Source organism: Stenotrophomonas sp. 2619 (genome assembly GCF_040548725.1).
GTDB lineage: Bacteria > Pseudomonadota > Gammaproteobacteria > Xanthomonadales > Xanthomonadaceae > Stenotrophomonas > Stenotrophomonas maltophilia_AP.
Map to the genome: position 1 here is coordinate 104,986 of NZ_JBEPSF010000014.1, position 18,359 is coordinate 123,344.

Genomic DNA, 18,359 nt, shown 5'->3' on the forward strand with positions numbered 1-18,359 from the left:
CAGATGGTAAACTGTGCGACCGGCCTCTGCGCCGGGACCGCTCTTTTCCCCCGCCAGTACCCCCACTCTGCCTTTCCGGGAGCTTTTCGCCATGCAGAAACCCGCCGTCACCGTCATGGTCAAGGCCGCCCGCCTCGCCGGCAACGTCCTGTTGCGCAACATCAACAAGCTGGAGGCGTTGAACGTCGTGCAGAAGGGGCGCATGGACTATGCCAGTGAAGTCGATGCGGATGCGGAAAAGGTCATCGTCAAGGAACTCAAGCGCGCCTATCCCGAGTACGGGATCATGGGCGAGGAAGGTGGCGTGCAGGGTGTGAACCGTTATATGTGGGTCATCGACCCGCTGGACGGCACCAGCAACTACCTGCGCGGCTTCCCGCACTACTGTGTGTCCATCGCGCTGGTCGAGAACGGCGAGCCGATCGATGCGGTGATCTTCGATCCGCTCCGCAATGAACTGTTCACCGCCAGCCGTGGCGCTGGTGCGGTGCTGAACGACCGTCGCATCCGCGTGGCCGACCGCAAGGACATGGGCGGTGCGATGATCCACACCGGTTTCGCCCCGCGCGAGCGCCAGCGCGCCAGTTCGCAGCTGAAGGCTGTGGATGCGCTGCTGGTGCACGCCGAAGATGTGCGCCGTACCGGTTCGGCGGCGCTGGATCTGGCCTACGTGGCCTGCGGCCGCGCCGACGCCTACTTCGAGGCCGGGCTGAAGGCCTGGGACATCGCCGCCGGCGTGCTGCTGGTCCGCGAGGCCGGTGGCCGGGTCTGTGACTACAAGGGCGCCACCCCGGCCCGCATGGACAGCCGCGGCCCGGAGACCCAGCAGATCGTGGCCGGCAACGTGAAGAACACCGACGTACTGCAGAAGGTGCTGGTCAACACCGGCTACGCCGCCGAGTTCGACGCCAAGTTCTGATCCGCCGCATCCTGCACCCTTCCAACAACGGCGCCCTCGGGCGCCGTTGTTGTATGTGGCGTACCGACTGCCCTGATAAAGCAGCCGCCAAGGCAACGGCAAAAGCACCATGCGCAGTGCATTCCCGAACTGGGCGGGTCGGTGGCCATGCGAAGCAAAAGCCTGGAATCCCGCAGCACAGCCTTGGAGCTGCGCGGGGGAGGTCCGCTTTGCGCCTCGCTGTTGCCCAGGCCACCGACCCTCTGTCAGGGGCTGGCGCGGGTGGGGGTGCGGCCCCCTGAGCCGCATGGATGCGGCGACGGAGCTTACATGGGTGAGGACGCATTGCTTGCGAGGCACTGCCTCGCATGCGTCCGAACGCCCAGCCGTCGGCGGCTGGGCCGGGCCGCGAAGCGGGACTTGCAGCGTGTCCCGTACCCCCACCCGGGCCAGCCAGCCCGCAGCAGACGATCCCCGTGGCGCTTTTGCTGCTTCGCTCACCGGCAGGCGCGGCCAAGCCCCGCGGTATTACGCCCGCAATCTGTGCCAGTCGATCCCAAACAAAACGCCCGGCCGAAGCCGGGCGTTCTGCGGTCTCAGCGCACCGTGGATCAGGCTGCGGTGCTGGCCTTCAGGGCGGCGATGCGCTCTTCCAGCGGCGGGTGGCTCATGAACAGCTTGCGGGCCGTCGAACCGGCGATGCCGAAGGCGGCGATCTGGGTCGGCAGCGTGCTCTGGCCGTGGTTGAGCTTCAGCCGCTCCAGCGCCGCGATCATCTTCTGGCGGCCGGCCAGATGTGCGCCGCCGGCATCGGCGCGGAACTCGCGGTGGCGCGAGAACCACATCGAAATCACCGTCGCGCCCACGCCGAACACCATCTCCAGCACGAACACGATGATGTAGTACGCAAAGCCACGGCCGCCGCCCTCGCGGTTGCCGGACAGCGCGCTGTCGATGAAACCACCCACGATGCGGGCCAGCACGATCACGAACGTATTCAGCACGCCCTGCAGCAACGCCATCGTGATCATGTCACCGTTGGCCACGTGCGCGATCTCGTGGCCCAGCACCGCCTCGGCCTCATCCTCGCTCATGTTGTGCAGCAGCCCCGTGGAGACCGCCACCAACGCCTTGTTGCGATTGGCACCGGTCGCGAACGCGTTGATTTCCGGGCCGTCGTACACCGCCACTTCCGGCATGCCGATGCCCGCCTCCCGGGCCTGCCGCTCGACCGTGGCCAGCAGCCAGCGCTCGGTCGGATTGCGCGGCTCGGTGATCACCACCGCGCCCGTGGAACGCTTGGCCATCCACTTGGACAGCAACAGCGAAATGAAGGAACCACCGAAGCCGAAGATGGCCGCCATCACCAGCAGGCCGCTCATCTGGTTGGGGTTCACGCCCAACAGCGACATCACGATGCCCGCCAGGACCAGCACGGCAAGGTTGGTCAGAAGGAAGAGAGCAATGCGACTGAACATGGGAAAATGACGCTCATTGGAGGTTGATGACTGCAAATCTGCGGGGACTTCAGGTTGAATTCAAGTCGCAAACTGACCGACGATTCATAGTTCATGGCTATTACCCCCTACCGCGGCCGCTTCGCGCCCTCGCCCACCGGCCCCCTGCACCCCGGCTCGCTGCTCGCCGCACTGGGCAGCTGGCTGCTTGCCCGCCACGCCGGCGGAGAGTGGTCGGTGCGCGTGGAAGACGTCGACCCGCCGCGCACCGTGCCCGGTGCCATCGACCAGCAACTGGCCGCCCTGACCGCGCTTGGCCTCAGCAGCGACGGCCCGATCGTGCGCCAAAGCCAGCGCGACGCCCTCTACCAGCGCGCCCTGGAGCGCCTGCTCGACGAAGGCACCGCGTTTGCCTGCCATTGCAGCCGCAGCGAGCTGGCCGACCAGCATGGCATCCACCACCATTGCGTGGCACGCGGCCCGCGCGCACAACCGGCCATCCGCCTGCGGGTACCGCCCGGCACCCGGATTGCCTTCCACGACGGCCTGCGCGGCCCGGTGGAACAGGACGTCCACGCCGACGTCGGCGACTTCGTGCTGCGCCGCGCCGATGGCTACTGGGCCTACCAGCTGGCCGTGGTTGTAGACGACGGCGCCCAGGCCATCACCGACGTGGTGCGCGGGGCCGACCTGCTCGACTCCACCCCGCGCCAGATCCTGCTGCAGCGCGCGCTTGGCCTGCCGAGCCCGGCCTACCTGCACCTGCCCCTGCTGCTGGACGCGCACGGCCGCAAGCTGTCCAAGTCCGACGCTGCACGCCCGCTCGACCCGGCCCACCCCCTGCCTGCCCTGCGCCAGGCCTGGGCGGCGCTGGGCCAGGACCCGGCCGTGGTGCGCAACGCTGCCAGCGTGGACGCGTTGCTTGCCAACGCCCGTGCCGGCTTCGATCCGGCCCGCCTGCCGGCCCACGACATCCCTGCACCCGCCGTGCCCGGCTGACGTCCCATTTGCCGCGGCGATGTTGCAGAATCCCCTTCCCCCTTGTTGGCACAGCCTTTCGGAGTAGCAGCCCATGACATCTCGCGTCGCACTGGTCACCGGCGGTACCGGCGGTATCGGTACTGCCATCTGCCAACGCCTGGCCGACCAGGGCCATCGGGTCGCCACCAATTACCGTGACCACGCCAAGGCATTGGCCTGGCGCGACATGATGCTGGCGCGCGGCTGCGACGTGGCGATCTTCCCCGGCGACGTCGCCGACCCGGACACCGCCGAGGCCATGGTCCATGCGGTGGAAGCCGCGCTCGGCCCGATCGAGATCCTGGTCAACAACGCCGGCATCACCCGCGACACCACCTTCCACCGCATGCGCGCCGACCAGTGGCACGACGTCATCAACACCAACCTCAACTCGGTGTTCAATGTCACCCGCCCGGTCATCGAAGGCATGCGCCGCCGCGGCTGGGGCCGGGTCATCCAGATCAGCTCGATCAACGGCCTGAAGGGCCAGTACGGACAGGCCAACTACGCCGCCGCCAAGGCCGGCATGCACGGCTTCACCATCTCCCTGGCCCGCGAGAATGCCGGCTTCGGCATCACCGTGAACACCATTTCCCCCGGCTACGTGGCCACTGACATGGTCATGGCCGTGCCCGACGAAGTGCGCGCCAAGATCATCGCCGACATCCCCACCGGCCGCCTCGGCAAGCCCGAGGAAATCGCCTACGCGGTCGCCTTCCTGGTCAACGAAGAAGCCTCGTGGATCACCGGATCGAACCTGGACATCAACGGCGGCCACCACATGGGGTGGTAAACGGGGCCGCGCCGAAACGCGCCGACCAACGGTCGGCGCTACGGAAAACGTTTGCAGGACTTTCTACGTCTGCAAAATACGCGCCATTCCCGAATGCTGCACCCGGCGCAAATCCATGCTGCGCAACATAAAACCGGTCCTATACCCCGCCGCATGGGCCTTCCGGCGGTTGCATGTGCTGCTGCACTGCGCCATGCTGCGCGCCTACTGTGATGAGTGACCGTTTCATGGCTGCGAACCGCATTATCAAGAAATACCCGAACCGTCGGCTCTACGACACCGAAATTTCCAGTTACATCACCATCGAAGACGTGCGCCAGCTCATCCTCGACGGCGAAGATTTCGAAGTGCGCGATGCCAAGAGCGGCGACGACCTGACCCGTTCAGTGCTGCTGCAGATCATCGCCGACCAGGAACAGGACGGTGAGCCGATGCTGTCCACGCAGCTGCTCAGCCAGCTGATCCGCTTCTACGGCGACTCCCTGCAGGGCTTCATGGGCAACTACCTGGAGCGCAGCATGCAGGTCTTCCTGGACCAGCAGCAGCAGTTCCGCCAGCAGATGGGCAACCTGCTCGGCCAGACCCCGTGGGCGATGATGAACCAGCTGACCGAGCGCAATCTGGAGCTCTGGCAGGACTTCCAGCGCAACATGGGCCCCGGCTTCGGCCCGCGCCCCGGTGGCACCTCCACCGGCACCGGGACCGGCAAGCCGGACACCCCGGCCCCCGGCGCCGGCAAGACCCGCCGCTGAGGCAACGCCCGGCACGGGGCAATGAAAAAGGCGCAGCCCCACGGCCGCGCCTTTTTCGTATCCGCCGCGTGCGCGATCAGCGCTTCGGCTTGGCACACCCGGTGCACACGCGCTCGACCGTGAAGCCCTTGGCCTTGAGCTTGGCCACCACGCCATCGTCGCCCAGCAGGTGCAGCGTGCCCACCACCACCAGCGTGCCGCCCTGCCCGGCCTGCAGGTACTGCTGCAGCTTGGGCACCCAGGCATCATTGCGATCGGTATTGATGCGCTTGTACAGCTGCGGGTACTGACCGCGCATCTGCGCCGCCATCGAGGTCCACAGCAGCTTGTCATCGCCGCGGCGCCACGCGTCGTGCAGCTTGCGCCCTTCCGCGTCAGCCTTGTCGGCCTGATCCAGCGCCTCGGCCACCATCTGCTGCTGCTCTGCCGCCGACATCCCCGACAGCACGCCTACCTGGGTGTCGATGTCCTCCAGCCCGGAGGTCGGCTTGCCGGCCGCCGCGGCACGCTGCATGAAGTGGCGATCCAGCCCCAGGTTCGGGTCCAGGCCCATCTTGGTGAACTGCCCCAGCGTGATGGTCAGCCCCACGAACCAGGGCTTCATACCCTGCAGTTGCGCCAGCGGCAGATTGTTCGCGGTGGCGTAGGCCTGCAGCTTGGTCCACGTCGCCGGGTCCAGGTCACGCTTGAGCTCGGTACCGTCGGTGCGCACCGCGGCCTGCAGCATCTTCTGGGTCAGCTGCGGCGACTGCATGTCCTGCGGCGACAGCTCGAACACCACCCGCTTGGAGGCGGCGAAGGCCTGGTCCACATCTGCTGCAAGCGGATAATCCTGTGCACGCAGCAGGTGGAACGAGCCCAGCAGATACACCCGGCTGTCGCCCGGGCCGGTCACCTTCCACAGCAGCGGCACCGGCGGGGTGGCCTTGGCCGCCGGGGCGTCACCGCGCGCCTGCACCATGCCACTGCCCAACAGCAGGCTGACCATCAACACCGGGGACAGCATTCGCGACAACATCGACATGGTTCAGGCCTCTCCTTCAGGGGCGTGGTAGGCCTGCTCGCCCGCGTCAATGCGCAGGTCCAGGCGGTTTTCCGGCGGTGCCAACGGGCACGTTGCAAACGGGGTGAACGCGCACGGGGGATTGTAGGCGTGGTTGAAATCCACCTGCACCTGGCCGGTCGCATCCGGCGCAGCCACGTCCAGGTAGCGCCCGGCCGGATAGCTGCCGTGCCCACTGGTGCGGTCGGCAAAGATCACGAACAGCTCGCGCCCGGGTTCGCCCAGCGCTTCCAGCCGCCAGGTGCGGCCGTCGCGTTCGAACTCCAGCGCGCCGGCATTGGGCATCTGCGTGGTCAGCCCGGTGATGTCCACGATGGGCAGGGTTTTGCCCGGCGCGTGCGGCACGAAGCGCGCGTTCACCCGCCACGACGGGCCGCCTGGCCAGTACTGCAGCCCGGTGAAATTGGCCCGGCTGGCCGCATCGGCATGCTTCACCCGCAGCGCATAGCGCTCGCCGCGATGGATCAGGCTCAACTGGCCCTTGCCGTCGTCGAAGGCGATCAAGGTCGGAGCGGGGTCGCGGTCACTGGCGAACCGGATGCGGCCGGTGAGCGGTTTGTCGTCCACCCGCAAGGCAGCGCCGCGCTCGGGCGTGAACCATACCGTGTCGCCGTCGCGTGCCACCATGCCCAGCTTGGCCGGCCCGACCGCCAGGCGGATGCCGCTGCCTGGCCCGCTGCCGATGTAGTGCGCCTTGTATTCCAGCCAATGCAGGCCCACCAGGCTGGTCCAGCCGTCGGCGGCATGCAGTTCTTCGTAGCGCTTCTGGCGCCACTGCTGCTGTTCGGCGGCGAACGCCGGATCCACCGCAGCGGCAACCGGTGGTGCAGCGTCTTTGTCCCCGCACGCGGCCAGTCCCAGCGCCAGTACCATCGCGCCCAGCGCCCTTCCCCACCTTCGCATGATTGTCCCCTTCAACGTCCGCGCAGGAACCAGCGGTCGATTTCCGCCAGTGAAAAACGCGCCCAGGTCGGTCGGCCGTGATTGCACTGACCCGAGCGCTCGGTGATTTCCATGTCGCGCAACAGCGCGTTCATTTCCGGCACCGTCAGTCGCCGGTTGGCGCGCACCGCGCCGTGGCAGGCCATCGTGGACAGCAACTCGTCGCGGGCGCTGGCGATGCGCCGGCTTTGACCGTGCTCGCGCAGGTCGGTGAGCACGTCACGCAGCAGGCCTTCCGGTTCGGCGTTGGCCAGCAGTGCGGGAATGCTGCGCACGTGCAGCGACCCCGGACCGGAGCGGGTGATCTCAAAGCCCAGCGCCACCAGCGTGTCAGCCTCGCGCTCGGCGGTGTCGGCATCGCGCTCGCCCACTGCCAGGGTGATCGGCACCAGCAGCGGCTGCGCGTGCAGGCCCATGCCGTCGTGTGCGGTTTTCAGGCGCTCGTAGCCGATGCGCTCGTGCGCGGCGTGCATGTCCACGACGATCAGCCCTTCGGCGTTCTCGGCCAGGATGTAGATGCCGTGCAACTGCGCCACGGCATAGCCCAGCGGCGGCACGCCGCTGTCGGCCGCGGTGGCCGGCAAGCCGTTAAAGCTGGGCATCGGCGGCAGCGCAGCGGACATGCCACCGGCAGGCGTGGCGTACAGCGCGGCGTAGGCCGACGGTGCATCGGCCACCTGCAGGCCCAACGGTGACTGCTGCGGACGCCACTGGCCGGCCATGCTGCCACCACCGCCACCACCACCGCCGCCCAGCGCGTAGCCGCCGCCACCGCCGGGCGCGCCATAACCTGCCGCAGTGCCCGGTGCGGTGCCGGGCAACGCGTTGGCATCGGCGGCACCTGCAGTGGCGGTCATGCCGGCGCGCGTTTCGGCCAGCGCTTCCTTCAGCGTGCGGTAGACGAAGTCATGGATCAGGCGTGAGTCGCGGAAGCGCACCTCGTGCTTGGCCGGGTGCACGTTGACGTCGACCCGGGTCGGGTCCAGTTCCAGGAACAGCACGTAGGCCGGCTGGCGGCCATGGAACAGCACATCGCCATAGGCCATCTTCACTGCGTGGGCCACGCTGCGGTCACGCACCGAACGGCCGTTGACGTAGAGGTATTGCTGGTCGGTACTCGCGCGCGAATAGTGCGGCTGTGCGATCCAGCCATGCAGGCGCAGGCCGGCGCCGCTGTGGTCCACGCGCAGCGCCTGCGCGGCAAAATCCTCGCCCAGGGTTTCGCCCAGGCGCGCATCGGAATACAGATCGCCGGGCTTGTAACGGCGCGACGGCTTGCCGTTGTGCGACACCCGCAGTTCCACGTCCGGGCGCGCGAGTGCCAGCGAGCGCAGCCACTCTTCGATATGGCCCAGCTCGGTGCGCTCGGCGCGCAGGAACTTGCGGCGCGCCGGCACGTTGTAGAACAGCTCGCGCACTTCCACGGTGGTGCCCGGCGCATGCGCGCGTGGGGTGACCTCACCGAGCTTGCCGCCTTCGATCTGCAGGGCCGACCCGTGCGCATCGCCGGGACGGCGCGAGGAGAGGGTGAAGCGGCTCACCGAGGCAATCGACGGCAGCGCTTCGCCGCGGAAGCCGAGCGTGGCCACCGCTTCGAGGTCATCCAGGCTGGCGATCTTGCTGGTGGCGTGGCGGGACACCGCCAGCGGCAGTTCCTCCGGCGCGATGCCGCCGCCATCGTCACGGATCCGGATCAGGCGTACGCCGCCTTCCTCCAGGTCGATGTCCACGCGGGTGGCACCGGCGTCCAGTGCGTTTTCGACCAGTTCCTTGACCACCGACGCCGGGCGCTCCACCACCTCGCCGGCGGCGATCTGGTTGATCAGGATCTCGGGCAGCTGGCGGATGCTCATGCGTCGCTCCCGCAGGGGGAACCGGCGCCGGCGGAAGCGAGGGGGAATCGGGGGCTGTACGTCATCGACAGATGATAGCGTAGCCCGCCAGCCGACCAACGGTCGGCTCTACCGGGTGGGGTTACGTGTCGACGCCAGCCGACCAACGGTCGGCTCTACCGCAAATAATCCGCCTTGCGGATTATTTGCTGCCGCCGGCTACCGTGCTGGCAGCCTGGATCTCGGCTTCGGCGCGGGCGGCGTAGAGCGTGCCCGGCGGCGGTTGGCGGCTGAAGAAGGTGTGCACGCCGTCGAGTACCGCACCGGCAATCTGGCGCTGGTAGGCCGGGTCGATCAGGCGACGCTCTTCATCGGGATTGGAGATGAAGGCGGTTTCGACCAGCATCGCCGGCATGTCCGAGGTGCGCAGCACCGCGAAGTTGGCGCGTTCGATGTTGGGCTTGTGGTTCTTGCCGATCCGCTTGAGCCCGCCCAGCACGTGGCCGGCGGCATCTTCGGACGCCTTCATGTACCCGCTCTGGGCCAGGTCCAGCAGCACGTTGGCCAAGGTGCCTTCGGTCTGCTGCAGGCGCACGCCACCGACCAGATCGGCGGCGTTTTCCTTGTCGGCCAGCCAGCGCGCACGCTGGGACGAGGCGCCCTTGGTCGACAACACGTACACCGACGAGCCGGTGGCGGCACGGTTTTCAGCCGCGTCGGCGTGGATCGAAATGAAGATGTCGGCCTTGGCCGAACGTGCCTTCTGCGCGCGCATCGGCAGCGGAATGAACACGTCGGTGTCGCGGGTCAGGAAGGCTTTCAGGCCGGGCGTGGCATTGACCTGGCGCGCCAGTTCACGCGCCACCGCCAGGGTGATGTCTTTTTCCCGCTTGCCGGTAGGGCCTACCGCACCAGGATCCTGGCCACCGTGGCCGGGATCGATCGCCACGATCAGCGGGCGCATGCCCGGACGCATCTTGATCCGCGAAATTTCGCTGGGCATCACCGGACGCGGCGGCTCGGCAGGCACCACGACCGGCGTCGGTGCAGGCACCACCGCGGCGGTGGCCTGGCCGGCCAGGATCGCCGCCGGGGTGGCCGAGTTGCTGGCGGCATTGGCGTTGCCGGCCGCTGCCACATTCACCGCGGCGGCGGCCGGCGGCGTGGGCGTCGGCACCGGCGTGGCGGCCGTGGCGCTGGCCTGCTGGCGCACCGAGGCGGTCAGCAGTGCGGTGGCACGCGCCGCATCGCTGCGCGCCTGCGCCGTGTTGGCGGCCGTCTGTACCGGCGGTGCGGCGCCCGCGACCGTCCCTGCCGGGGCAGGTGCGGGCGTCGGCGTTTGTGCGGGTGCGGGTGCGGGCGTGCTGGCCACGCTGGACGGCGCATCGCCCGGCCATTCGATCACCAGCCGCGACTCGTCGCCCTGCTTGACCATCTGCGGCCGGAATGGCGCAACCGATTCGGCCAGGTCGAACACCACCCGGAACGTACCGGGCACCGGCTGACCGGTGCGCACGGCCGTGACCACGCCCTTGGGCGCAGGCAGCTTGAGATTGCGTACCGCGCTGGAGTCCGGGAAATCCACGACCAGACGGTTCGGGCCGGCCAGGGTCAGGGTCTTGTAACCGCCGCTGCCGGACAGCGCGATTTCCGCGCGGGTGCCGGTGGCACCGGTCTCCAGACCCACCTGGCGCACTTCACCGGCCCACGCCAGGGCGCTCGCCAGACAAAGTCCGACGGCGGCACAGATGGCGGTGAGTGGTTTCCCCATTGGCATAGGTCAGGATTCAATCACCGCCCTGAATGAAATGCAACTCCTTTTCCCTTAATAATCCGTAACCTGCCGGTGTTTCCTAGTGTCAGCCGACAGAAAGGGCCTGCAAGTCGCCCCCTTGTGGCAACCGGGCGAGCCATTCACGACCCGCGTCGCTGGTCGCATTGAGACGCACGCGACGCCCTTGCCCCTCGATCTCCAGCGCCACGATCAGGTCGGTGGGGGGCAGCGCGCCCGCCCCGCGCTCGGGCCATTCGATCAGCCACAGCGAGGCGCTGCCCTCGTCCAGACCGAGGAAATCCAGCTCATCGGCCTGGCCGATGCGGTACAGATCCAGGTGCCAGGCTTCGTGACCGTCGGCCAGTGGATAGCGCTCCACCAGCGTGTAGGTGGGGCTGCGGATGGCCCCCTGAACGCCCAGCGCGCGCAACAGCGCACGCGCCAGCGTCGATTTGCCCGCGCCGAGGTCGCCCTGCAGCTGCATCACCGCCTGCGGCGGACGGGTCGCGGCCAGCCACTGCCCAAGCAGGTCGGTGTCGTCGGTCTGGGCGAGGAAAAACGTGATCATGCGGGTCGAGGTTCCGGATTCACCAGCCGGCGCAGCGGCACCAGCAGGTCGGTGGGGAGCAGGCCACGCTGGCCCTCGCTGGCGGCGGCGTCGCCGGCCAGCCCATGCAGCAGTGCACCACTGGCGGCCGCATCGAAGGCGTCCAGCCCCTGTGCGCGCAACGCGGCGATGATGCCGGTCAGCAGATCGCCCATGCCCCCCACGGCCATGCCCGGGTTGCCCGCCGCGATCACCCGCGGCAGTTGCCCGGGGGCGGCGATGATGCTGCCGGCGCCCTTGAGCACCACCACGGCGTGGAAGCGCTCGGCCAGGGCCTGTGCGGCAGCAAAACGGTCAGCCTGGATCGTGGCCGTGTCCACCGCGAGCAGGCGCGCCGCCTCGCCCGGGTGCGGGGTCAGGATGGCGTCGTGCAGCGGCTGTGGCACGGCAGCCAGCAGGTTCAGCGCGTCGGCATCGACCACCAGCGGCCTGCCGCTGCCCAGCACCTGCCGCCACAGCTCGCGCGCCCAGTCGTCCTGGCCCAGGCCCGGTCCGATCGCGATCACGCCGGCCCGCGCCAACAGGGCCTGCAGGTCCTGCGCGTCTTCTACCGCGTGTGCCATGGCCTCGGGCAGGCGCGCCAGCAGCGGGGCCACGTGCAGCGCCTGGGTCGCCACGCTGACCAATCCGGCGCCGGCACGCAACGCCGCCTCGCTGGCCAGCATCACCGCGCCGCCGCTGCCGCGGTTGCCACCCACGCAGAGCACGTGGCCCGATTCGCCCTTGTGGGTATTGGCGCGCCGCGCCGGGAGCTGCCCGACCAGCCGCGGCGCCTGCCATGGCACGGCGCTGGCGTTCACCTGCGCGTCCGCGCCATCGGGCAGCTGTAACGGTGCCAGCCGCCGCGCACCCACGTGTTCCAGCGCGGCGCCGGTATACAGGCCCTGGTGGCAGACGATGAACTGCAGGGTGACGCGGGCGCGTACGGCACTGCCCGGCACCGCGCCGGTGTTGGCGTCCACGCCGCTGGGTACGTCCAGCGCCAGGACCGGCACGCCGGCCTGGTTGATGGCCTCGATCAGCGCCACCGCCTCGCCGGCCGGCGCGCGGTTCAGGCCCAGCCCGTACAGCGCGTCCACCACGACATCGGCCGGGGGCAATGCACCGTCAAACACGGCCACCTGCCCGCCGTCGTCCTGCCAGGCCTGCTGGGCCGCACGGGCCAGCGCGGTGGCCGCGGCATCGGTGGCCAGGCGCAGCACATGGACCGCGCGCCCGGCCTGCCGGGCCAGCCGTGCCAGCACATAGCCGTCGCCGCCGTTGTTGCCGGGCCCTACCACCACGCACAGGCGCTGGGCCTGCGGCCATTGCTCCAGCAGGCACTGCCAGGCGGCCTGCCCCGCCTGTTCCATCAGCGCGGCACCGCCGTCGCCGAGCAGGGCGCTGGCGCGCGCATCGATCTGACGCGCAGCAGGTATATCGAACAGTTCAGCAAGCTTGGGCATGCCGGGATTCTATACTTCCCCCCATGTCTGCTGTGCCCCTCCCCGCCCCCGTCAACCTGGCCCGCGCCACCGAGCGCGTGCGCGAGATCGCGCGCGCGCATGGCTTCCAGCGCTGCGGCGTGTCCGGCATCGAACTGGGCGAGGACGAAGCGCACCTGGCCGACTGGCTGGGCAAGGGCCTGTACGGCACCATGGACTGGATGGCCCGGCACGGCACGATGCGCGCGCGCCCGGCCGAGCTGCTGCCCGGCACCGTGCGGGTGATTTCGGTGGGCATGGACTACGGCCACAAGGACGACGCCCAGGCGTGGGACACCCTGCACGACGGCGACCGCGCCTATGTGGCGCGGTATGCGCTGGGCCGCGATTACCACAAGCTGATGCGCAACCGCCTGCAGAAGTTCGCCGATGCGATCGCCGCCGAGATCGGCGCGTTCGGCTACCGGGTGTTCGTCGACTCGGCGCCCGTGCTGGAACGCGCCCTGGCGCGCAATGCCGGGCTGGGCTGGATCGGCAAGCACACCTGCCTGATCGACAAGCAGGGGGGGTCCTGGTTCTTCCTCGGCGAGATCTACATCGACCTGCCGCTGCCGGTGGACACGCCGGCCACCGCGCACTGCGGCACCTGCACGCGCTGCATCGATGTATGCCCCACCCAGGCCATCATCGGCCCGCAGCGGCTGGATGCGCGGCGGTGCATTTCCTACCTGACCATCGAGCACGACGGCGCCATTCCCGAAGACATGCGGCCGTTGATGGGCAACCGCATCTACGGCTGTGACGACTGCCAGCTGGTATGCCCCTGGAACAAGTTCGCGCGGCGCACCGACGAGCCGGACTTCCGCGCCCGCAACGATCTGGATACCGCCTCGCTGGCGCAGCTGTTCGCGTGGGAGGAGGACGAATTCCTGCGCCGCACCGAAGGCAGTCCGATCCGGCGCAGCGGCCACGAGCGCTGGTTGCGCAACATCGCCGTGGCGCTGGGCAATGCGCCCACCAGTACGCAGACGCTGGCGGCGCTGGACGCGCGCCGCGCGCATGCCTCGCCGATCGTGCGCGAACACGTCGCCTGGGCCCTGCAGCAGCACGCGGCACGGAACCCCGGCGCATGACGCTTGTGCGACCATGGGCGCCCGTTCGTACCGTTTGACCTGTCCATGGACCGCAGCGCGCAGATCCTCACGCCCAGCCAGCTCAACATCCTGGCCCGCGACCTGCTGGAAGGCGCCTTCCCGCTGATCTGGGTGGAAGCCGAGCTCGGCAGCGTTACCCGCCCGGCGTCGGGGCACATGTACTTCACATTGAAGGACGCACGCGCGCAGATCCGCGCGGCGTTGTTCAAGCCCAAGAGCCAGTGGCTGAAATTCGTCCCGCGCGATGGCATGCGCGTGCTCGCGCGCGGCCGGCTGACCCTGTACGAAGCGCGTGGCGAGTACCAGCTGGTGCTGGACCACATGGAAGAAGCCGGCGAAGGCGCCCTGCGCCGCGCCTATGAGCAGCTCAAGGCACGGCTGGAGGCCGAGGGCCTGTTCGCCGCCGAGCGCAAGCGGCCGATGCCGGCGCATGTCCGCCGGCTGGCGGTGATCACCTCGCCCACCGGTGCGGCGGTACGCGACGTGCTCAGCGTGCTGGAACGCCGTTATCCGCTGCTGGAAGTAGACCTGCTGCCCAGCCTGGTCCAGGGTGACAGCGCTGCCGCGCAGATCACCGCGCTGCTGCGCGCGGCCGACGCCAGCGGCCGCTACGACGTGATCCTGCTGACCCGCGGCGGTGGCTCGCTGGAAGACCTGTGGGCGTTCAACGACGAGCACCTGGCCCGCGCGATTGCGGCCAGCAGCACCCCGGTGGTGTCTGCGGTGGGCCACGAAACCGACTTCAGCCTGGCCGATTTCGCGGCCGACCTACGCGCGCCCACCCCGTCGGTGGCGGCCGAGCTGCTGGTGCCGGACAAGCGCGACCTGCAGGTGCAGGTGCGCCGCCTGGCCGCCCGCATGGTGCAGCTGCAGCGCCACGGTCTGGGCCAGGCCATGCAGCGCGCCGACCGCGCCCTGCTGCGCTTGAATGCCCAAGGCCCGCAAGCGCGCCTGCAGTTGCTGCAGCGGCGCCAGCAGGACCTGGGCCGGCGCCTGGACGCGGTATGGCGGCAACAGCAGGAACGCCGGCAGGCGCAGCTGCGGCACGCCGCCGTGGTGCTGCGCAACGGCCATCCGCAGCGCCGCCTGGATGCACTGCGCGAGCGGCTGCAACGGTTGATGCCGCGCGCCGACGCGGCCATCGGGCGCCAGCTGCAACGCAACCAGCTGCACCTGCGCGGCCTGGCCCGATCGATGGAAGCGGTGAGCCCGCTGGCCACCGTGGCCCGCGGCTACAGCATCCTCACCCGCGACGAAGACGGCAGCCTGGTACGTTCCCCGCTGCAGGTACGCCCCGGCGACGCGCTCACCGCACGCGTCCAGGACGGCGCAATCGCCGTCGTAGTAAAGCAAACCGCGTAGAGCCGGGCTCTGCCCGGCTGCGCAGACCGCACGCCGTAGAGCCGGGCTCTGCCCGGCTACACGCGATCAATGATCACCACGACCGGACGGAAGCCGGGCAGAGCCCGGCGCTACGTCCGCGTTCCGTCGGTTACAACGTCCTGATCCGCCCGCGCTTTCGTAGAGCCGGGCTCTGCCCGGCTGCACGTGATCAATGATCACCACGACCTGACGGAAGCCGGGCAGAGCCCGGCGCTACGTCCTCGGTGCGCCGATTACGCTTTCCAACGGTTACAACGCCGTCACCCGCCCGCGCTTTCGCAGAATTTCTGCCGGTACTCCATCGCCTTGGGCATCAGTGCCTGCAGGTTCTGGATGCGGGTGCCGGGGTTGGGGTGCGTCGAGGAAAACTCCGGCGGTGCCTGGCCGCCACTGGCCTGGCCCATGCGTTCCCACAACGGCACCGCCTCGCGCGGGTCGAAGCAAGCCGCGGCGGCGAGCATCAGGCCCACTTCATCGGCCTGGGTTTCGTGGCTGCGCGCATACGGCAGCAGGTAGCCGTAGCCCATCGCCGACATCATCATCTGTTGCTGTTGCGGGTCCATGCCGCTGGCGGCCCCGGCCATCTGCCCGATCTGGGTCAGCTTCTGCTGGGCCATGCGCTGGGCACCATGGCGCAGCAGGGCATGGGCGATCTCGTGGCCCATCACCACGGCCATCGCATCCACCGTGCGCGCCACCGGGATCAACCCGGTGTAGACCGCCATCTTGCCGCCAGGCAGGCAGAACGCGTTGGCCTGCTCGGACTGGATCACGTTGACTTCCCATTCGAAGTCGCGCGAGAAATGCGCCGGCTTCAGCCCGTGCTCTTCGGCCAACGCGGTTTCCACCACGTCGACCTTGGCAATCAGGCGCTGGGCAATCGCGCGCACGTCGCGCGACACCTGCGCGTTGGGATCCACCGGCCGCTCCTGCGCCAGGATCTCCTGGTAGGCCTGAAGCCCGAGGGCTTTTTCCTGGTTGGCGTCCAGCGCACTGTCGATGAGCACGCTTTCACCGGTGTACGGGTCCACCGCGCGGTTGGAGAACCAGTAGAAGGCGGCATAACCGGCGAACGCCAGCAGCACCCACCAGCGGATGTTGCCGAACAGCCCTGGACGCCGGGCGCGGCCCTGTTGCTGGCCGCCGAATGGATCGTTGCGCATGGTGCAGGTTCCTCGCTGGACCGACGCCACCCTGGCCGGCACGGCGTCATCTTAGTGGCTGCGGCGGGATTTGACGTGAGTGCCGGGTCGATGCCGTCGCCGGTCAGATCCCGCGCACCAGGCGGAACCCGATCCGGGCGCTGGTGGTGTCCGAATCCTGCGACTGCCGCCAGGCCGCGCGGGTCTGTTCGGGGGCATTGGCCCAGTTGCCGCCGCGGATCACCCGCTGCCGGCAGCCCGGGTTGAACCAGGCCGCGCCATCGGCCGGTGCGCGCCGGTAGCTGGCATGCCAGCAATCGGCCACCCACTCGCTGAGGTTGCCGGCCACATCGTGCACGCCCCAGGCATTGGGCTCGAAGCTGGCCACCGGCGCCGGGCCCCACCAGCCGTCGCCATAGCCGACAAAAGCGTTGTACCAGCGCCGGCCCGACGGCGAGACATCCTCGGCGCCGGTGAAGTTGCCCGAGCGCGGCGGCGGCGTACCCGCATCGCCCCACGGATAGCGGCCACTGCTGCCGGCGCGCAGCACGTATTCGAACTCGGCCTCGCTGGGCAGCCGGTACGAGCGACCGGTCTGTTCGGACAGCCAGATCGCGTAGTGCTCGGCATCGCGCACGCTGACGTGCATCACCGGCGAGTTGGCCAGGGCCGGGCCGCCGTTGTAGTCCGATTGCCAGTCCACGCCACTGTGCCGCACGAAGTTGCCGCTGCGTTCGTCGTAGACGATCGAATGGCCACGCCGAGTCGCGCGTGGCCGGGCGTTGCTGGCCTGCACGTACCGGCGGAAATCGGCCACGGTGACCTCGGTGATCGACAGCGCGAAGCCGCGCTCGAACCGCACGTAATGCGAGGGCTTTTCCGCGTCGCTGGCCCCCAGCTCGGTGTCCCCGGCGCCCATCTGGAAGCCGCCGTGCGGCACCACGATCATCTGCGGGCCACGGCCCCCATCGCGCAGGGCGTCGCTGAACACCTGGCGTGGCCGGAAACTGCCGTAGTGGGTCACCAGCTCGATGCGTTCGCGCAGCTGCCCCACCACGGGATCGCCGGGCAAGGCCATGCGCAGCGCGTCTTCCAGCTTCTCACGCGCCGCCTTCAGCCCCTGCGGCGTGGCCAGGTCACGCAGGCCTTCGTCACGCAGGCGGGTCAGCGTATCGGCACGGATGCGCTCGATGCGCTCGAACGCATCGGCGATGGTGATCGACGAATCACGCACCTTGGCCGCCTCGGCCAGCCAGGTTCCCGCCGTGGCGAAATCGCTGGCACGCGCGGCGGTTTCCGCACGGCCGATCAACCCGCTCTCGGCGGCGGCCAGGCCCTGGCGGGCGCGGGCGTCGTCGGGATTGAGCGCCAGCGCCTCACGGAAGTTGGGAATGGCGCCATCGCCGTCTTCGCCGATCCGGCCCGCACGCAGATCCTCTTCGCCGGCACGGTTGTAGGCGATCACCCGCTGCGCCATTTCCACCCGCGACTGCAGCTGGCGAACCCGCGGGTCGTCGGGGGCGATGGTCAGCAACACCAGCGCCATGTCGCTCGCCTGTGCCACGGCCTCGCGCTGCTTCAGCGGCCGAACCAGCAACGCGTTGGCATCCTCCAGCAGCTGCTGGCGTGCGCGCTTCAGCCCGGCCACGGCCTGGCGGTCCTTGGCATCGCGCTGCAGCAGCGCGAGCCAGAGCGGAACCGCCGCCTGCGCATCCTCGTAAAGTCGGCCCTGCTCGAAGGCCTGCGCTGCCTGGCGCCGTGCCGCGGCAACACCGTCGTCGGCAATCTCCACCGCGGGCGGCTGCCAGCGCTGCACGGTCTCGGCCGCGTCCTCGCCCCCGATGGTCACCCGCGCAGCCGGCGCGGCGGCGGCCGGCTGGGCACGCGCAGCCGGCTTGGCCACCGCCTCGGGCGGCGGCGGTGCATCGGCCGAGCATGCGGCCAGGGCGACCAGCACACCGGCCAACAGCGACGCGGAAAGGACAGAGTTGCGCAAAATCAGGTTCCTTGCAGCCAGGCACGAGCATTGCTGAATCCGACCGGGTGAGGCAAGCCGCGCCGGCCGCCACGCGGTGACAGGTTCATGATACCGGCGCGCAGGCCGACCACGGCGCGTTA

At 69.2% G+C, this 18,359-nt stretch carries 15 protein-coding genes; 6 read left to right on the plus strand and 9 right to left on the minus strand.

What is annotated here, in order from left to right; all coding sequences use genetic code 11:
* The first annotated feature begins 91 nt into the window (after positions 1–91).
* Positions 92–919: an inositol monophosphatase family protein gene (locus tag ABIA71_RS14840; RefSeq protein WP_038687391.1), complete on the plus strand. Its 828-nt coding sequence runs from the start codon at positions 92–94 to the stop codon at positions 917–919.
* Positions 920–1,509: 590 nt separating this feature from the next.
* Here ABIA71_RS14840 and htpX read toward each other — a convergent pair.
* The gene (gene htpX, locus ABIA71_RS14845) at positions 1,510–2,376 is read right to left on the minus strand and encodes a protease HtpX (protein WP_354286159.1); all 867 of its coding nucleotides are present in this window, start codon (positions 2,374–2,376) and stop codon (positions 1,510–1,512) included.
* 93 nt (positions 2,377–2,469) lie between these two features.
* Here htpX and gluQRS point away from each other — a divergent pair, with 93 nt between their 5' ends.
* The 3 genes from gluQRS to phaR all read left to right on the plus strand — a co-directional run bounded on the left by gluQRS (position 2,470) and on the right by phaR (position 4,920).
* Entirely contained in the window at positions 2,470–3,354 is an 885-nt protein-coding gene (gene gluQRS, locus ABIA71_RS14850) for a tRNA glutamyl-Q(34) synthetase GluQRS (RefSeq protein ID WP_354286161.1), read from the plus strand.
* Between the two features lie 73 nt (positions 3,355–3,427).
* Positions 3,428–4,168, plus strand: a complete 741-nt coding sequence (gene phbB / locus ABIA71_RS14855; RefSeq protein ID WP_354286163.1) for an acetoacetyl-CoA reductase — start codon at positions 3,428–3,430, stop codon at positions 4,166–4,168.
* Positions 4,169–4,395: 227 nt separating this feature from the next.
* Complete coding sequence (gene phaR, locus ABIA71_RS14860) at positions 4,396–4,920, plus strand: polyhydroxyalkanoate synthesis repressor PhaR (protein ID WP_354286164.1); 525 nt, start codon at positions 4,396–4,398, stop codon at positions 4,918–4,920.
* A gap of 76 nt (positions 4,921–4,996) precedes the next feature.
* Here phaR and ABIA71_RS14865 read toward each other — a convergent pair whose 3' ends face one another.
* The 6 genes from ABIA71_RS14865 to ABIA71_RS14890 all read right to left on the minus strand — a co-directional run bounded on the left by ABIA71_RS14865 (position 4,997) and on the right by ABIA71_RS14890 (position 12,583).
* Positions 4,997–5,881 carry a TraB/GumN family protein gene (locus ABIA71_RS14865; protein WP_502961260.1) on the minus strand — a complete coding sequence of 295 codons (885 nt, stop codon included), beginning with the start codon at positions 5,879–5,881 and terminating at the stop codon, positions 4,997–4,999.
* A 66-nt stretch (positions 5,882–5,947) separates the two neighbouring features.
* Positions 5,948–6,856, minus strand: a complete 909-nt coding sequence (locus ABIA71_RS14870) for a DUF1684 domain-containing protein (RefSeq protein WP_502961261.1) — start codon at positions 6,854–6,856, stop codon at positions 5,948–5,950.
* Positions 6,857–6,897: 41 nt separating this feature from the next.
* Positions 6,898–8,778 (minus strand): DNA mismatch repair endonuclease MutL, encoded by a 1,881-nt coding sequence (gene mutL / locus ABIA71_RS14875; protein ID WP_354286170.1) that lies wholly within the window; start codon positions 8,776–8,778, stop codon positions 6,898–6,900.
* 181 nt (positions 8,779–8,959) lie between these two features.
* Positions 8,960–10,534, minus strand: a complete 1,575-nt coding sequence (locus tag ABIA71_RS14880; protein ID WP_502961257.1) for an N-acetylmuramoyl-L-alanine amidase — start codon at positions 10,532–10,534, stop codon at positions 8,960–8,962.
* An 82-nt stretch (positions 10,535–10,616) separates the two neighbouring features.
* Positions 10,617–11,099 carry a tRNA (adenosine(37)-N6)-threonylcarbamoyltransferase complex ATPase subunit type 1 TsaE gene (gene tsaE, locus ABIA71_RS14885; RefSeq protein WP_128096676.1) on the minus strand — a complete coding sequence of 161 codons (483 nt, stop codon included), beginning with the start codon at positions 11,097–11,099 and terminating at the stop codon, positions 10,617–10,619.
* A complete protein-coding gene (locus ABIA71_RS14890) occupies positions 11,096–12,583 on the minus strand; it encodes an NAD(P)H-hydrate dehydratase (protein ID WP_354286176.1) in 1,488 nt (495 codons plus the stop codon). Before ABIA71_RS14890 ends, tsaE begins: the two co-directional genes overlap by 4 nt.
* A gap of 23 nt (positions 12,584–12,606) precedes the next feature.
* On the opposite strand from ABIA71_RS14890, the gene queG reads away from it, so the two are divergent.
* Positions 12,607–13,695: a tRNA epoxyqueuosine(34) reductase QueG gene (gene queG / locus ABIA71_RS14895; protein ID WP_354286178.1), complete on the plus strand. Its 1,089-nt coding sequence runs from the start codon at positions 12,607–12,609 to the stop codon at positions 13,693–13,695.
* A gap of 45 nt (positions 13,696–13,740) precedes the next feature.
* Positions 13,741–15,078, plus strand: coding sequence for an exodeoxyribonuclease VII large subunit (xseA, locus tag ABIA71_RS14900; protein ID WP_354286180.1), 1,338 nt, complete (start codon positions 13,741–13,743; stop codon positions 15,076–15,078).
* A 281-nt stretch (positions 15,079–15,359) separates the two neighbouring features.
* Here xseA and ABIA71_RS14905 read toward each other — a convergent pair whose 3' ends face one another.
* Positions 15,360–16,262: a M48 family metallopeptidase gene (locus tag ABIA71_RS14905; protein ID WP_038687367.1), complete on the minus strand. Its 903-nt coding sequence runs from the start codon at positions 16,260–16,262 to the stop codon at positions 15,360–15,362.
* Between the two features lie 103 nt (positions 16,263–16,365).
* Positions 16,366–18,240: a formylglycine-generating enzyme family protein gene (locus ABIA71_RS14910; protein ID WP_502961262.1), complete on the minus strand. Its 1,875-nt coding sequence runs from the start codon at positions 18,238–18,240 to the stop codon at positions 16,366–16,368.
* Between the last annotated feature and the right edge of the window lie 119 nt (positions 18,241–18,359).

Bases quoted from the DNA above. Each gene is read 5' to 3' on its own strand.
- queG (WP_354286178.1), top strand. From the start codon at position 12,607: ATGTCTGCTGTGCCCCTCCCCGCCCCCGTCAACCTGGCCCGCGCCACC.
- ABIA71_RS14870 (WP_502961261.1), bottom strand. From the start codon at position 6,856: ATGGTACTGGCGCTGGGACTGGCCGCGTGCGGGGACAAAGACGCTGCA.
- ABIA71_RS14905 (WP_038687367.1), bottom strand. From the start codon at position 16,262: ATGCGCAACGATCCATTCGGCGGCCAGCAACAGGGCCGCGCCCGGCGT.
- tsaE (WP_128096676.1), bottom strand. From the start codon at position 11,099: ATGATCACGTTTTTCCTCGCCCAGACCGACGACACCGACCTGCTTGGG.
- phaR (WP_354286164.1), top strand. From the start codon at position 4,396: ATGGCTGCGAACCGCATTATCAAGAAATACCCGAACCGTCGGCTCTAC.
- htpX (WP_354286159.1), bottom strand. From the start codon at position 2,376: ATGTTCAGTCGCATTGCTCTCTTCCTTCTGACCAACCTTGCCGTGCTG.
- ABIA71_RS14865 (WP_502961260.1), bottom strand. From the start codon at position 5,881: ATGGTGCAGGCGCGCGGTGACGCCCCGGCGGCCAAGGCCACCCCGCCG.
- mutL (WP_354286170.1), bottom strand. From the start codon at position 8,778: ATGAGCATCCGCCAGCTGCCCGAGATCCTGATCAACCAGATCGCCGCC.
- phbB (WP_354286163.1), top strand. From the start codon at position 3,428: ATGACATCTCGCGTCGCACTGGTCACCGGCGGTACCGGCGGTATCGGT.
- ABIA71_RS14880 (WP_502961257.1), bottom strand. From the start codon at position 10,534: ATGCCAATGGGGAAACCACTCACCGCCATCTGTGCCGCCGTCGGACTT.
- xseA (WP_354286180.1), top strand. From the start codon at position 13,741: ATGGACCGCAGCGCGCAGATCCTCACGCCCAGCCAGCTCAACATCCTG.
- ABIA71_RS14840 (WP_038687391.1), top strand. From the start codon at position 92: ATGCAGAAACCCGCCGTCACCGTCATGGTCAAGGCCGCCCGCCTCGCC.
- gluQRS (WP_354286161.1), top strand. From the start codon at position 2,470: ATGGCTATTACCCCCTACCGCGGCCGCTTCGCGCCCTCGCCCACCGGC.
- ABIA71_RS14890 (WP_354286176.1), bottom strand. From the start codon at position 12,583: ATGCCCAAGCTTGCTGAACTGTTCGATATACCTGCTGCGCGTCAGATC.